Below are 15,465 nucleotides of genomic sequence, written 5' to 3'. Positions count from 1 at the left end.
ACTACACTGGATGTCCGAACCCATTCTCCTCACCCTGCTCAACAATAAGGACATCCGTCATGGCACAGGTTCAAAGCATCAAGTGTAAGGCCGCCATCGCCTGGGGCCCGGGCCAGCCCCTCTCCATCGAAGAAGTCGAGGTCATGCCGCCCCAGGCGGGTGAAGTGCGGGTACGCATCGTCGCGACCGGCGTCTGCCACACCGATGCCTTCACCCTCTCCGGTGAAGATCCGGAAGGGGTCTTCCCCTGCATCCTCGGCCATGAGGGGGGCGGCATCGTCGAATCCGTCGGCGAGGGCGTCACCAGCGTCAAGGTGGGGGATCACGTGATCCCGCTCTACACCCCCGAGTGCGGCGAGTGCAAGTTCTGCAAATCCGGCAAGACCAACCTGTGCCAGAAGATCCGCGCCACCCAGGGCAAGGGGCTGATGCCGGACGGTACCACCCGTTTCTCCAAGGATGGCCAGCCCATCTATCACTACATGGGCACCTCCACCTTCAGCGAATACACTGTACTGCCCGAGATCTCCATCGCCAAGGTGGACCCGGCCGCCCCGCTGGAAGAGGTCTGCCTGCTCGGCTGCGGCGTCACCACCGGCATCGGCGCCGTGATGAACACCGCCAAGGTGAAAGAGGGTGAGAGCGTCGCCATCTTCGGGCTGGGCGGCATCGGCCTCTCCGCGGTGATCGGGGCTCGCCTGGCCAAGGCCGGCCGCATCATCGCCATCGACATCAACGAGAGCAAGTTCGAGCTGGCCCGCAAGCTGGGCGCCACCGACTGCATCAACCCGAACGACTACGACAAGCCCATCCAGGAGGTGATCGTCGAGCTCACCGACGGCGGCGTCGACTTCTCGTTTGAATGTATCGGCAACGTCAAGGTGATGCGTGCGGCGCTGGAGTGCTGCCACAAGGGCTGGGGTGAGTCGGTCATCATCGGGGTGGCCGGCGCCGGCCAGGAGATCAGCACCCGTCCGTTCCAACTGGTCACCGGCCGGGTCTGGCGCGGCAGCGCCTTCGGCGGCGTGCGCGGTCGCAGCGAACTGCCGAGCTATGTACAGCGCTACATGCAGGGCGAGTTCAAGCTGGACGACTTCATCACCCACACCATGGGGCTGGAGCAGATCAACGAGGCGTTCGATCTGATGCACGAAGGCAAGAGCATCCGCACCGTCATCCACTACTGAGCATGATCACCCCGCCCGCCACCGTGGGCGGGGTGCAGGAGTTCCCCCGATGAATCTGGACATAATCAGCAGCAACAAGAGCTTCGGCGGCTGGCACAAGCGCTACAGCCACGCCTCCGAGGTGCTGGGTTGCGAGATGCGCTTCGCCATCTATCTGCCGCCCCAGGCCCTCACCGGCCAGAAGGTACCCGTGCTCTACTGGCTCTCCGGCCTCACCTGCACCGATGAAAACTTCATGCAGAAGGCGGGCGCCCAGCGCATCGCCGCCGAGCTCGGCATCGCCCTGGTGGCGCCGGACACCAGCCCCCGCGGCGAAGAGGTGGCGGACGACCCCGGTTACGATCTCGGCATGGGCGCAGGCTTCTACGTCAACGCCACCCAGCACCCCTGGCGCGATCACTACCAGATGTACGACTACGTCACCCGCGAGCTGCCCGAGCTCATCGAGACCCACTTCCCGGTCTCGACGAAACGCGCCATCAGCGGCCACTCCATGGGTGGCCACGGGGCGCTCATCGCCGCCCTGCGCGAGCCCGGTCGCTACCGCTCGGTGTCGGCCTTCAGCCCCATCAGCCACCCGAGTCGCTGCCCCTGGGGCCAGAAGGCGCTCGGCGCCTACCTCGGCAACAACCCCTTGCTGTGGCAGGAGTGGGACGCCTGCCAGCTGCTGCGCAATGAGTCGGTCAAACCACTGCCGACCCTGGTAGACGTGGGGCTGGACGATCCCTTCCTGGCCGAACAGCTGCACATCGATGCCCTGGCCGATGTGGCCGCCGGCAAGGAGTGGCCGCTGGAGCTCAACCGCCACCCCGGTTACGATCACAGCTACTACTTCGTGGCGAGCTTTATCGAGGCGCACCTGCGCTTTCACGCCCGCCACCTCTGATCGAAACAGGCCCGTGACGGGCCTGTTTTCTTCTGGTCGGTGGACAAGACCATTCAGCTGCCCTGCCGGCTCACCTCGCCGGAGCCGGCAATCTCGCTCTGCAGCACGGGATCGCCCCAGTAGCTGACCGAACCCGAGCCGGCGATGCCCACCTTGAGCCGATCCTGCGCCCTGACCTCCACGTCGCCGCTGCCGGCGATATTGACCTCCACCTCGCGCCCCTTGAGCCCGGCCCCCAGCACATCCCCCGAGCCGGCGATGTTGAGTTCGACGGCCCTGGCCGTGCTGTTCCCCAGATCCAGACTGCCCGCTCCCGCGATGTTGCCTTCCAGCCGATCCAGTTCGAGCCCGTCGGCGACTATGTCACCGACCCCGGCCACCGACAGCACCAGCGCCTCCCCCTTGAAGCCGCGCAGCTCGCCGTTGGCAACCCCTGCCAGCGCCAGCTCATGGAGTGCGGGCAGGGTGATGGTGATCTCCAGCGGTTCGGTCGGGTCGAGCCGGTAACCGTCCTTCACCTCGATCTCCAGCTTGTCGCCCCGCTCGCTCAGCACCAGGTAAGGCAGCAGGTTCTCCTGCCCGCGGATGCGCACCCCGCGCGGCTCGCCGGCCACCAGATGGACACTGGCGGGCACCCCGGCCAGCACCCGGGTCACCTGCCGGCCCATCCCGTGCTGCTGCTCGATCAGGGCCCCCGCCCCGCTCACCCGGGTATCATCCAGCCAGCTGCACCCGCTGAGCCCGACCGCCAGCACCGCGCCCATCATCCATTTCATCGCCACTCTCCTCATTGTGTATTGGCCAGTCGCGGCCCCTTGATCAGCATCCATCGCAAAGCCTGTGCCAGTTAATCAACCACATGATTTACAAGAAGATATCCATTTTCACTCCACATGGGTACAGCAAAGAGAGAGTCATTCAGACCATAAACTGGCGAATCTGACCATCCCCGAACGGGCAGGCGGAGGGTTGGCTGGCGAGCCGTTCGCGGGGTCGCTATGCTGACAAGCCGTGGAAGTTTTTGGTTGCCGAGCCGGTCTGTTGAGCCAATAGTGATACTTTGTGCGTACAAAGCTCTCCATTGCGGTAATGCCATTACCACTGTCTTGTCAGTCTTCACTGCCAACAAGGAGTCAGAGCGTGACCCAAGCCACTCTTCTCTATTCCACCGCCACCGGCCTGCCGGAACCGACCCGAACCCCGCTGCTGACTGGCAGCGATCCCGAACAAAAACGCCGCGAGCTGCTCACCTACTTCTGCCAGACCTTCGATCTCTACGACTCGCTGTTCGACTGCCTGGCCGACGAGCGGGCCTGGTTTGACAAGGCGATCCCCCTGCGCCACCCGCTCATCTTCTACTACGGCCACACCGCCGCCTTCTTCATCAACAAGCTGCTGGCGGCACGCCTCATCGAGGGCCGCCTCGACGCCCGCATCGAGGCCATGGTCGCCATCGGGGTGGACGAGATGAGCTGGGACGATCTGGACGAGACCCACTACGACTGGCCCTCCGTCAGCGAGCTGCGCGACTATCGGGGCCGGGTGCGCGCCCTGGTGTGTGATTTCATCGAGCGGATGCCGATCGAGCTGCCCATCCATTGGCAGAGCCCGGCCTGGGTCATCCTGATGGGGATAGAGCACGAGCGCATCCACCTCGAAACCTCCAGCGTGCTGATCCGCCAGCTGCCGCTGGCCTGGGTGCGCAGCCAGCCCCAGTGGCCGGTCTGCCTCGAGGCGCGCCATCGCCGTGACGAGGTGCCCGCCAACAGCCTGCTGCCGGTGGCCGGTGGCCGGGTGCGGCTTGGCAAACAGGACGCCACCTACGGCTGGGACAACGAATATGGCGAGCGCCACATCGAACTGGCCCCCTTCCAGGCCAGCCGCATGCTGGTGAGCAACGCAGAATTTTTCGACTTCGTGCAGGCGGGCGGCTACGAGACCCGTGACTGGTGGGATGACGAAGGCTGGGGCTGGCGCCAGTATGCCGGGGCCCGCATGCCCACCTTCTGGGTCGGCGACCCCCTCGAGCCCGAGCAACTGCAACTGCGACTGATGACAAGGCAGGTTCCTATGCCCTGGGACTGGCCGGTGGAGGTGAACCAGCTGGAGGCCGCTGCCTTCTGTCGCTGGCAGGCGGCCCAGACCGGGCTGCCCATCCAGCTGCCGAGCGAGGCGGAGTGGATGCTGTTGCGGGAGCAACTGGCCGGCGATCAGCCGGACTGGATCGAGGCCCCCGGCAACATCAACCTGGCCCGCTTCGCGTCGTCCTGTCCGGTGGATGCCTGCCCGCAGGGCAGCTTCTTCGATCTGGTGGGCAACGTCTGGCAGTGGACCAGCACCGCCATCGACGGCTTCGAGGGGTTCAAGGTGCACCCCCTCTACGACGACTTCTCCACCCCCACCTTCGATGGCAAGCACACCCTGATCAAGGGGGGTAGCTGGATCAGTACCGGCAACGAGGCGCTCAAGTCCTCCCGCTACGCCTTCCGTCGCCACTTCTTCCAGCATGCGGGCTTCCGCTATCTGGTCTCACGCCATCAGGAGCCCGTCATCGTGAATCCCTATGAAACCGACACGCTCGTCGCTCAGTACCTCGACTTCCAGTACGGTCCGAGCCACTTCGGGGTCGCCAACTACGCCCAGGCTCTGGCCAGCCTTGCCAGCGAGCTGTGCAGCCGCCATGAGCGGGCGCTCGACATCGGCTGCGCCACCGGCCGCGCCAGCTTCGAGCTGGCTCGCCACTTCGCCCACGTGGACGGGGTCGACTACTCGGCCCGCTTCATCGACGTGGCGCTGGCGCTCGCCAACCAGGACAGCTTCCGCTACGCGGTGCCGGTAGAAGGAGAGCTGGTGGAGTATTGCGAGGCGCGCCTCTCCCGCCATGAGCTCGGCCGCGAGCAGAGCGAGCGAGTCCACTTCAGCCAGGGGGATGCCTGTAACCTCAAGCCCAAGTATGCGGACTACGATCTGGTGCTCGCCTCCAACCTCATCGACCGGCTGCGGGAACCCGCCCGCTTCCTGCGGGACATCGCTCCGCGCCTTCGCAGCGGTGGCCTGCTGGTGCTCACCAGCCCCTACACCTGGCTGACCGACTACACCCCCAAAGCCAACTGGCTCGGCGGTGTGCGCGAGAACGGCGAGGCCCTCGGCACCTATCAGGCGCTGCAGCGGCTGCTGGCGGCGGAGTTCGAGGAGCACATGCCCCCGCGGGACGTCCCCTTCGTCATCCGCGAGACCGCCCGCAAGTACCAGCACACGGTGGCTCAGCTCACCGTCTGGCGCAAACGCTGACGAGGCGGCAAACGAAAGAGGGAGGCCCATGGCCTCCCTCTTTTTTATCCGGGCGTCTTACCCCTCCTGCACCTGGGGCACCGCCTCCTGCTCGCGGTAGCGACGGGCCAGCACGGCGCACACCATCAGCTGGATCTGGTGGAAGATCATCAGCGGCAGCACCATGACCCCGACGCTGGCGGCCGGGAACATGACGTTGGCCATGGGCACCCCGTTGGCCAGGCTCTTCTTGGAGCCGCAGAAGACGATAGTGATCTCGTCCGCCTTGCCAAAACCGAGGCGGCGGCTGATCCAGACGTTCCAGCCCAGCACCAGTGCCAGCAGCACGCAGCTCAGCAGCACTATGCTGGCCAGATCGTACCAGCCGACCTGGTGCCAAATCCCCTGCACCACCGCCTCGCTGAAGGCCACATAGACCACCAGCAGAATGGAGCTCTGATCCAGCTTGCCAATGAGCGGCCGGTGGCTGTCGACCCAGCGACCGATGAGCGGGCGCGACAAATGGCCCACCACGAAGGGCAGCATCAGCTGCACCATGATGGCCTGAATGGAGTGCCAGGTGTCGACCCCCTCCCCCTGCACATTGATCATCAGCCCCACCAGCACCGGCGAGAGGAAGATGCCGAGGATGCTGGAGGCCGAGGCGCTGCACACCGCCGCCGATACATTGCCGCCGGCCATCGAGGTGAAGGCGATGGCCGACTGCACGGTGGCGGGCAGGGCGCAGAGGTAGAGGAAACCGAGGTAGATGGCCGGGCTCAGCCAGTGGGGCACCAGTGGCGTAAGCAGCAGCCCCAGCAGCGGAAACAGCACGAAGGTGCTGGCCATCACCACCAGATGCAGCCGCCAGTGGCCGAGGCCCGCCAGCAGGTTCTGGCGCGACAGCTTGGCGCCATGCATGAAGAAGAGCAGCGCCACCGCCAGCTTGGTCAGCAGACCGAACCAGACGGCCACCTGCTCCTCGCAGGGGAAGAAGGAGGCCAGCGCGACCACCACGATCAGTACAGAGGTAAAGGGATCCAGACGCACGAGCGGTCTCCGGTGAAAGCAGATCCCGTCCCCTCGCGGGGCCGGTGATCGGGGACGACAGGAAACACAACAGGAGCTGTGGCACAGCTCCTGTTGAAACGGATCCCCAGCTTACCCCGATAAGCGGGAGGCGCAAAGTTGAGCGACCCCCCTTTATCTGCCGGAAATTAAGCAATCCCGGCTGGCCACCGGAGCCGGCCAGCCTTGTACTTCAGCTCTGTTTGGCCAGCTTGCCGCTGGCTGTACCAGTTGCCTGCTTGCGGGCCTGGCGCTTCTCGAAACAGGAGATCCACCAGTAGGCCAGCGCCGAGAAGACCGCCGTCATAAAGACGTTGATGAAGAAGGCGCGCACCAGATCCACCCCGCTCGGGAAGGCGGAGGCGCTCATGCTCACCACGAAGATGGCGATCAGCACCGACACCACGCCCATCCCGAAGGTGCGCGACCCCATGCGAAACTCGCGCGGGGTGTCGTCATGTTTCCAGCGGAACACGAAGTAGGCCACCATGATGAAGATCGGCGGCAGCATGGCAGTACCGGCGGTGAGATTGATGGCGGTGTTCATCATCTGCTGCACGGATTCCGAGCCGAAGCCGTTGACCACCAGCATCACGAACACGAAGGCAAACTGCCACCAGGCGGCGCGCACCGGCACGCCGTGCTCGTTGAGCTGGGTGGTCTTCTCGCCGTAGACCCCCTGCGGGATCTCGGAGAAGTGGATCTTCACTGGGGCCGAGGTCCACATCATCATGGAACCGAACATGGCGATGAACAGCACCACGCCGACGAAGCGGCCCACCAGCGCCTCGGAGAGCCCAAAGTACTGGGCCATGCCGGTGAAGATCTCCACCATGCCGCCGGCATAGGTGAGGCTCTCGCGCGGCACGAACACGTTCACCAGCAGGGAACCTACCGCATACATGGCGCCGATGACGATGCCGGCGCTGATGATCACCTTGATGAAGGACTTCTGGCCGCCCTTCACGTCATTGAGGTAGGCCGCCGCCGTCTCGGCACCGCCCGCCGCCTGGAAGATCCAGCACATGATGCCCAGCGTCGCCCAGTTGACGGTGGGAGTCATCGCCTCCAGGGTGATGGGCTGGGCCGGTACATGATCGCCACCGAGGGCCATCAGGGCGCCCAGCACATAGATGGCGAACAGGGCAAACACGCCGTAGGCCACGATCTCGGCAATCTTGCCGAGCCAGCTCGCCCCCTTGGTGGAGATGTGGGTCGCCGCCGCAAACAGCACGATGGAGATGATCGAGGTGACCATGGGCGAGAAGCTGTACTCATAGCCCAGCATGGCGTAGGAGGCGTAGGCGATGACGTTGGGCAGCAGGGAGACGAACCAGAACAGGTTCACGAACCAGTAGAGAAACGAGCCCAGATAGGCCATCCGGGTGCCGAGCGGTTTTTTCAGCCAGTCGTACATGCCCGACTCGGAGTTTTTGTTGGCCGAGACGAACTCGGCGATGATGAAGACGAACGGGATGAAGTAGACCAGGGTCGCCAGCAGGAAGATGGGAGCGGAGCTGAGCCCCAACTCGATGTTGTTGTTGACGATGTTGCGCACGTTGAACACGGCGGCAAAGGTCATCGACAACAGGGCGAACTTGCCTATGGTGCCGCGTACGGATTCAGACATGGTGTCCTCCAGTGGACTCGCGCTCCCCGCGGGTAACGCTGTGACTCTGTGATGTGTTTGGCAAGGGTCTGTCGGCCCCGCCCTTTACTCTCTTGTTATGATCGGCCCGCTTGGACGGCCTCGTTGGTGAACCAGTGCAGTCTCCCGCACCGGCTCGCAATCTCAGTCAGACGATCGGAGTGCCCGGCGCCATCGGCACCCGCGGTTGCAACAGCACGCTCTGGCTCTCGTCCGGGGTCTCGGCGCAGAGCAACATGCACTCGGAGCGTTCGCCGCGCATTCGGGTGGGCTTGAGATTGGTCAGCACCACCACCTCGCTGCCCATCAGCTCCTCTTCGCTGTAGTAAGGCACCAGACTGGTGACGGTCTGCAGCGGTCGCTCGCCCCCCACGTCAATCTGGACGATGTAGAGTTTGTCAGCCCCGGGGTGGCGCACCACCTCCAGCACCGTGCCCACCTTCATCTCGACCCGCTTGAATTCGGCAAACTCGATCGTCTCGCTCATGCTCTTTTCCTTTTCTGGTTCAACGGTTTGCGGGTGGCCAACGGCCACCCGGTCTGATTGGGAGTCAATGCAGTGCCTATGGCGCCTGCATGGCGACCTGCGCCGCCGGCTGGGCCTCTTTCGCGCGCGCCTCGGCGCTGAGGGAGGCCTCGTATCTGTTGTATTTCCACCAGGCGAAGCCGAGGAAAATCAGGATCCCGCCGACGTTGTAGAAGATGATGGTCATGATGTCGGCGCCGGTCGGGAAGGTGGAGGCGAGGAAGCCCACCGAGAAGATGGCGATCAGCACCGACACCACGGCGATGCCGATAGTGCGCGAGCCCATCTTGAACTCCCGCGGCAGGTGGTCGAGCTTCAGCCGCAGATTGAGGTAGGCCAGCATGATGAACAGCGGCGGCAACATGGAGGCGGCAGCGGTCATGTTGATGACGGTGTTCATCAGATCCTGAGCGGTGTTGGAGCCCAGAGTCGGGATCACCATCAGCGGCAGCACGATGAGGTACTGGATCCAGGCTGCACGGGCGGGCACGCCGTTCTCGTTCAGCTCGACGGTCTTCTTGCCGAAGATGCCGGCCGGGATCTCGGAGAAAAAGATTTTCACCGGGGTCGCGGTCCACATCAGCAGGGAGCCGAACATGGCGGTGAAGGAGACCAGACCCACGAAGCGGTTCATCAGGATCTCCGGCAGGCCGAAATGGGCCGCCAGCCCTTCAAACACCTGCACCGAGCCGCCGGTATATTTCAGGGTATCGCTGTGGACGAAGACGTTTATCAGCAGAGACGCGATGGAGTAGAGCACCCCGATAAAGATCCCGGCGACGATGATCACCTTCACGAAGGATTTGGAGCCCCCTTTCACATCATTGACATAGACCGCCACCGACTCGGCGCCACCGGCCGCCATAAAGATCCAGGTGGTGATACCCAGGAAGGCCCAGCTGAAATCGGGGATCATGGCCTCGACCGTGATGGGGTCGGCTGGCTGTACGCCGCCCACCAGAGCCGCACCCGCCAACAGGATGTAGGAGAGGGTCAGCAGCAGCATCAGGGACGAGGTCACCGAGGTGATGGGGCCCAGCATCTTGGCGCCGTTGGTGGAGACGTAAGTGGCAAAGGCAAACAGCACCATGCTCAATGCCGTGGTCGCCACCGGGGTGAGGATGTACTCATAGCCGAGGAAGGCATAGGAGGCGTAGGCGATGACCCGCGGCAGCAAGGAGGTGAAGAAGAAGAGGTTCACGAACCAGTAGGTGTAGGCGGAGATAAAGGCCCAGCGACCGCCGAGGGAGCTCTTCACCCAGGCATACACCCCCGCCTCGGAGTTTTTGTTCAGTGACACGAACTCCGCAATGATCAGGCAAAACGGAATGAAGTAAAAAATAGTGGCCAGAAAGAACATCGGGGCCGAGGCCAGACCGATCTCGATGTTGTTGTTGATGACGTTGTTGAAGCTGAATACCGCCGCGAAGGTGAGCGACAGCAGACCAAACTTGCCTATCGTATTGCGTTTGGAATCAGACATGGTGCATCTCCAGACCTGTAGTTATCTCGCGAAAGAGCGGGGCATGATTTGTAGGGTGAGCCCCGCTCTTCCGGCTTTGTCAGTGCAGAACCGGCGGCTTGTTATTTGTTCTTGAAGTAGCCGCCTTCCACGGTGACCTTGATGATCAGCTTGCGCACCGGCCCGTCGCCGACAAACCGGTAAGCCTCGCCGTTCTCGAAGATCACCACCTGACCGTTGCCCACCTGCTGACGCTCACGCACCTCGCCAGCCAGCCACTCGCGATCCGTGGTGTCGTCATAGGCCTGCTCGGCCCGCAGATCCGACTTGGGGGCCCACTCCACCGTCTCTTCCCCTTCCAGGTAGTAGTGGACGTCGAAGTAGCGGCGCTGCCCCTCGAACAGGGAGGTGGCCGGGCTGGCCCCCTCCTGCAAGCGGTAGGTGAGGGAGTCACCGATGGAGTGGCAGATGCCGGGTTTGAGGTTGGCCAGGTTGTCGATGGCCTCCACGCAGCGGCCCCACTTCTTGCCCTCCCGGTAGATGTTTTTGAACAGGGTCAGGTTGTCCAGGGTGATCATGCGAGGTTCCTCCCGCCGTTGATGGTGAGATCGAGCCCGGCCAGCGCAGCCGGATTAAGGTTGCCGCGAGCGATGGGCAGCAGAGTCAGGCCGAAGCTGAACGGCTCGAAGCGCACCCGCCAGGAGTCCAGCACCTCGGAGCCCCAGGAGTTGGAACCCAGCCCCAGCACCTTGTGATCCAGATTGAGGGTGAGATAACCACAGGGCTCCAGCTCGTTGATGTGCTGGGCGGCGTGGATATGCTCCCAGCTGTAGGGCCAGACGCTCAGGTTGATGGGGGCATCGGGCCGCACGTAGAGACCGGCGCCGTGACGGTTGGTCAGGGTCGCCCAGCGCACCTGCTGGCGGTTGCCGTTGTCCTGCGGGAAAGGGTAGTGCTCCCACATCTCGCCCACTGTGCTCTGGAAGCTGTCGATCCAGTTGCTCTGGCGGCTGTCCTGATAGTTCTCGCCCGGACCCATGCCGTAGTAGTGCACCCGGTCGAGATCCTGACGAATACCCAGCTCGAAACCGATCTTGGGAATGATGTCGTCATAACCGCCGTAGGGCTGACCGGACAGGGCCACGTGCAGCTGACCGTTCGGACTCAGGGTGTAGACGTAGCGGCAACGCATACCGAAGTCGAACACCGGCGGGGCGATCAGGCTCTCGACCGTCACCTCGACCGCCTCGCCCAGCTGACGCCAGCTCAAGGTACGGAAGTGCTCCTGCATGATCTGCAGGTGGTTCGGGTGCCACAGGCTCTCGTACTCCTGCTTGTGGTTGTCGATCATCGGCTTGAAGAAGGTGAGGCGGGGCGAGCGCTCGATAAGCTCATTGCCATCCTGCTGCCAGCTCACCAGCTTGCCGTCGAGGCGCGAGAAGCGCAGGGCAAAGCCGCTGCCGCTCAAGGTCAGCGCGAGGCGCTCATCGGCAATGTGCAACGGGGTCGCGTTGGGGTTGGCAAAGGGTCGCAGCTGACGAGTCGATGCCTTCAGCTGGAACTGGTACTGGCCCAGCTCGTGTTCCGCCGCGCTGTAGCGGGTCGCACTGGCCTTGATGACCCGCAGTTGGACGAAGGTTTCCCGCCCATCGAGAGCGGGCAGTTCGAGTTGCAGATCTGTGGTGGCACCGGGGGCCACCCCTTCCAACCGGATCTGCTGGCTGGCCAGCAGCTCGCCCTCGGCCTTCACCTCGACCAGCAGACGGATGTCGTCCAGATTGGAGAACCAGTAGCGGTTTTCCAGCTCAAGCTTGCCGCTCGCCAGATCCAGTGCGCGCACCTTGACCGGGCAGAGCACCTGCTTGTATTCGCGCAGGCCCGGCCCCGGGGTCTGATCCGGGTAGATGAGGCCATCCATGCAGAAGTTGTAGTTGTTGGGGTAGTCGCCGTAGTCGCCGCCGTACTTGTAGACCGGGCGCCCCTGCTCGTCCTGATCCAGGATGCCGTGATCGCACCACTCCCAGATGTAGTGACCCTGGATATGGGGATGACGGTCAAACACCTGCTGGTATTCGCTGAGGCCACCCGGGCCGTTGCCCATGGCGTGGGCGTATTCACAGAGGATGCGCGGCTTGGTCATAGGGAACTCGCCGAAGCAGTTCATCTGGGAGACGCGCGAGTACATGGTGCTCACCACATCCACCACCTCGGCATCGCGATCCTCTTCGTAGTGCACCAGCCGGGTCGGGTCGATCGCCTTGCAGCGCCGGTACATGGCTCTGATGTTGCAGCCGTAGCCGGACTCGTTGCCGAGCGACCAGATGATGATGGAGGGGTGGTTCTTCTGGGCGTGCACGTGGCGCTCGATGCGATCCACGAACACCGGCTCCCAGAAGGGGTCGTCTGTGATGCGGCTGAGATCGCCGACGTTGGCAAAGCCGTGGGTCTCCACGTCGGTCTCCGCCATCACGAACAGACCGTACTGGTCGCACAGCTCGTAGAAGCGCGGGTCATTCGGGTAGTGGGCGGTGCGCACCGAGTTGAGGTTGTGCTGCTTCATCAGCACGATATCGCGTTCAACACGGTCCATGCCGACCGCGCGGCTCTTGAGGTGGTCGTTGTCGTGGCGGTTCACCCCGTGCAGCTTGAGGTAGTGGCCGTTGACGTAGAAGAGGCCATCCTTGACGGTGATTTCACGCACCCCGACCCGCTGCGGGATCACCTCCAGCAGCTCGCCCTGACTGTTGTAGAGGGAGAGTTGCAGCTGATAGAGGTACGGGTCTTCGGCGCTCCACAGATGGGGGTTGGCCAGATCCAGCGTGAAACGGCAATCACACTTGCCGTCGATGGCGAGATGGTCGAGCGAGCCGCTCGCGATCTCGTAGCCCTGATCCAGCAGCGACCAGACCAGACGGTGATCACGGACGAGCGCTCCCAGATTCTCCAGCTGGATGTCGCAGCTCAGGGTCGCGCTTTGATTGTCATCAGCCAGCGCGGTGCGGATGAAGAAGTCCTGCACATGGGTGGCCGGTTTACCCACCAGATAGACGTCGCGGAAGATCCCCGCCATCCACCACATGTCCTGATCTTCGATGTAAGTGGAGTCAGCCCACTGCATCACCCGCACCGACAGCAGGTTTTCGCCAACCTTGGCGTAGGCGCTGATATCGAACTCGGCGGTGAGGCGGCTCCCCTTGCTGAAACCGACGTAGTGGCCGTTCACATAGACCTCGAAGTAGGTCTCCACCCCGTCGAACTTGATGATCACCTGCTCGCCATCCCAGGCCGGGCTCAGCGTGAAGCTGCGCTGATAGGCGCCGGTGGGGTTGTTGGTCGGCACGAAGGGCACATCGATGGGGAAGGGAAAACCCTCGTCGGTGTACTGCAGATTGCCATGCCCTTCCATCTGCCACATGTTGGGCACCGTGACCTGGCCCCACTCGCTCATGGGGCTGTGATAGAAGGCCTCCGGCACCTGCAAGGGATGGTCGAAGTAGTGGAACTGCCACTGACCGCTCAGGCTCAGAAAACGGCGGCTCAGCTCCCGCTGCATGGTGGCCGCCAGCGCGTGGTCGGTATAAGAGAAGAAGTAGGCACGCGGGGCCAGCCTGTTTTCACCAACGAATTGGACGTTTTCCCAGTTATTCACATGTCCTCCCGGAACAAGGCAACGTTAACTGGGTAAACTCTAGATAAACATTTACTAAATATCAGTTTTAGATCGGTAAAGTTTTAACCTGATCACAGTGAGTGGATGGTTTTGTGAGCGAGATCAGAAGCTGGAGACAAAGGAGGGCAAGGTATAGATGGGTGGCATGGATGTTGATAACAGCAGGCCATGATGTAATTAAATTAACTATAAAACAATATGATATGAGTTTATTAGAAGATATGGGAAAGCGGTTTACTTAGGAGAGATGTCGCACCACCGCAAGGTGGCGCGACTAAAAACATAGGTATTTTACTAAAACTATCGTGTAGTACCGCGCAGAGTCAATTTGCTCGGTACCAGCACCCGCAGCGGAATGTCCCGCTCGTCACGCAGCCGTTCAACCAGCAGATTGACCCCCTGGGAGCCCATCAACTCGGAGTGGATCCGCACAGTGGAGAGGGGCGGAAAGGTGAACTTGGCGGTCGGGATATCGTTGACGCTGATAAGCTCGATCTGCTGTGGAATCGCCAGCCCCTTCTCGTGGATGGCACGCAGCACGCCGATGGCGATGGAGTCGGAGGCAACGAACAGTGCCTTGGGCCAATCTCCCGCCAGCATCTCTTTGGCCAACTTGTAGCCGGAGGCGCTGGAGAAATCCCCGCGATAGAGATCGCTCTCCTGCACCACACCAAGGCGCTGACCGTAGTCGAGGAAAGCCAGTTCGCGCAGATCCGGGCCATCATCCTGACCGCCGATATAGCCGATGCGCTGGTGCCCCTGAGCGATGAAGAACTCCACGACCTGCTGACTGATCAGCGCCAGATCCACGTCAATCGAGTCAAAGTCCCCCTGAGAACGGCAATCCACAAACACCAGCTGGGCAGAGAGGGAGTGAAGCGCGGCGAGACGCTCTGCGGGCAGATGGCCGATGACCAAGATACCGTCGACGGCAGAGAGCTCACGCCCCTCGGCACCATTGTAGAAGTGGGTCAGTTCGATGTTGAGGCGGGCACACTGGGTCTCGATGCCGTAGCGGATGGCCAGATAATAGGGGTCGTTGACCTCGGTGCTCTGCGGGTAGGCATAGACCGCCAGGAAGTGCAGTTTGCTCTTGTGAACCCCCTTGCGGGCACCGCTGGTCTTGTACTCCAGCCGCTCGGCGATCTCGAAGATCTTCTGCTTGGTCTCTTCCTTGACGCTCAGCGTCGGATCTTCATTGAGCACCCGCGACACGGTAGCCTGGGATACCCCCGCCTCCTGTGCAATTTCCTTCAACGTGGCCATGCATACTCCTCTGGCAATGACGCGCGACAACACCAGACAAGAGTAACGGGCAACGTGCTGACATCCCAGCATTTTTACTAAAAGAAACCCATCAGAACGGCAAATTTCCAATGCAAAAAGGCCTCCCGAATGGGAGGCCTCTTCTAAATGGGAGCCTGACAGTGTTCTACTCTCGCATGGCGAATGCCACACTACCATCGACGCTACCGCGTTTCACTTCTGAGTTCGGCATGGGATCAGGTGGTTCCACGGCGCTATTGCCGTCAGGCAAAAGCTGTACTACTTGAAAATGGTGCTGATACCCAGAATCGAACTGGGGACCTCATCCTTACCAAGGATGCGCTCTACCGACTGAGCCATATCAGCACACTAACCGGTAAAGACCACGCTCACCGCGTAATCTAAAATTGGGTGCCTGGCAGTGTCCTACTCTCGCATGGCGAATGCCACACTACCATCGGCGCTACAGCGTTTCACTTCTG

At 62.3% G+C, this 15,465-nt stretch carries 11 protein-coding genes, 1 tRNA gene and 1 rRNA gene; 3 read left to right on the top strand and 10 right to left on the bottom strand.

From position 1 onward, the window contains the following. The first annotated feature begins 59 nt into the window (after window positions 1–59). Window positions 60–1,187 (top strand): S-(hydroxymethyl)glutathione dehydrogenase/class III alcohol dehydrogenase, encoded by a 1,128-nt coding sequence (locus PG897_RS13920; RefSeq protein WP_010635490.1) that lies wholly within the window; start codon window positions 60–62, stop codon window positions 1,185–1,187. A gap of 49 nt (window positions 1,188–1,236) precedes the next feature. Next, on the top strand, window positions 1,237–2,073 hold the full coding sequence (fghA, locus tag PG897_RS13915) for an S-formylglutathione hydrolase (RefSeq protein ID WP_024943034.1): 837 nt from the start codon (window positions 1,237–1,239) through the stop codon (window positions 2,071–2,073). 53 nt (window positions 2,074–2,126) lie between these two features. Here the strand turns inward: fghA and PG897_RS13910 are convergent, their stop codons facing one another. Then, window positions 2,127–2,849, bottom strand: coding sequence for a head GIN domain-containing protein (locus tag PG897_RS13910; protein WP_043170711.1), 723 nt, complete (start codon window positions 2,847–2,849; stop codon window positions 2,127–2,129). Window positions 2,850–3,213: 364 nt separating this feature from the next. On the opposite strand from PG897_RS13910, the gene ovoA reads away from it, so the two are divergent. Next, on the top strand, window positions 3,214–5,364 hold the full coding sequence (gene ovoA / locus PG897_RS13905) for a 5-histidylcysteine sulfoxide synthase (RefSeq protein ID WP_043170710.1): 2,151 nt from the start codon (window positions 3,214–3,216) through the stop codon (window positions 5,362–5,364). Between the two features lie 57 nt (window positions 5,365–5,421). Here ovoA and PG897_RS13900 read toward each other — a convergent pair whose 3' ends face one another. From PG897_RS13900 to PG897_RS13860, 9 genes are all read right to left on the bottom strand, one after another. Next, window positions 5,422–6,393: a bile acid:sodium symporter family protein gene (locus tag PG897_RS13900; protein WP_043170709.1), complete on the bottom strand. Its 972-nt coding sequence runs from the start codon at window positions 6,391–6,393 to the stop codon at window positions 5,422–5,424. A 211-nt stretch (window positions 6,394–6,604) separates the two neighbouring features. After that, window positions 6,605–8,041: an amino acid permease gene (locus tag PG897_RS13895; RefSeq protein ID WP_201883033.1), complete on the bottom strand. Its 1,437-nt coding sequence runs from the start codon at window positions 8,039–8,041 to the stop codon at window positions 6,605–6,607. Between the two features lie 166 nt (window positions 8,042–8,207). Next, window positions 8,208–8,546, bottom strand: coding sequence for a tRNA-binding protein (locus tag PG897_RS13890; RefSeq protein ID WP_043170707.1), 339 nt, complete (start codon window positions 8,544–8,546; stop codon window positions 8,208–8,210). A gap of 76 nt (window positions 8,547–8,622) precedes the next feature. After that, complete coding sequence (locus PG897_RS13885; RefSeq protein WP_043170706.1) at window positions 8,623–10,068, bottom strand: amino acid permease; 1,446 nt, start codon at window positions 10,066–10,068, stop codon at window positions 8,623–8,625. A 101-nt stretch (window positions 10,069–10,169) separates the two neighbouring features. Further along, window positions 10,170–10,625 carry a beta-galactosidase subunit beta gene (locus tag PG897_RS13880; protein WP_043170705.1) on the bottom strand — a complete coding sequence of 152 codons (456 nt, stop codon included), beginning with the start codon at window positions 10,623–10,625 and terminating at the stop codon, window positions 10,170–10,172. Continuing rightward, entirely contained in the window at window positions 10,622–13,696 is a 3,075-nt protein-coding gene (gene ebgA, locus PG897_RS13875) for a beta-galactosidase subunit alpha (protein WP_216988819.1), read from the bottom strand. Before ebgA ends, PG897_RS13880 begins: the two co-directional genes overlap by 4 nt. 321 nt (window positions 13,697–14,017) lie before the next feature. Next, the gene (gene ebgR, locus PG897_RS13870) at window positions 14,018–14,983 is read right to left on the bottom strand and encodes a transcriptional regulator EbgR (protein ID WP_043170703.1); all 966 of its coding nucleotides are present in this window, start codon (window positions 14,981–14,983) and stop codon (window positions 14,018–14,020) included. A 153-nt stretch (window positions 14,984–15,136) separates the two neighbouring features. Further along, window positions 15,137–15,251, bottom strand: a 5S ribosomal RNA gene (gene rrf / locus PG897_RS13865). 22 nt (window positions 15,252–15,273) lie between these two features. Next, window positions 15,274–15,349: transfer RNA gene (locus tag PG897_RS13860), tRNA-Thr, on the bottom strand. Between the last annotated feature and the right edge of the window lie 116 nt (window positions 15,350–15,465).

The sequence above is a fragment of the Aeromonas sp. QDB20 genome (assembly GCF_027707805.1).
In the GTDB taxonomy this organism is placed as follows: Bacteria; Pseudomonadota; Gammaproteobacteria; order Enterobacterales; family Aeromonadaceae; genus Aeromonas; species Aeromonas dhakensis.
This window is presented reverse-complemented; position numbering and strand designations above follow the sequence as displayed.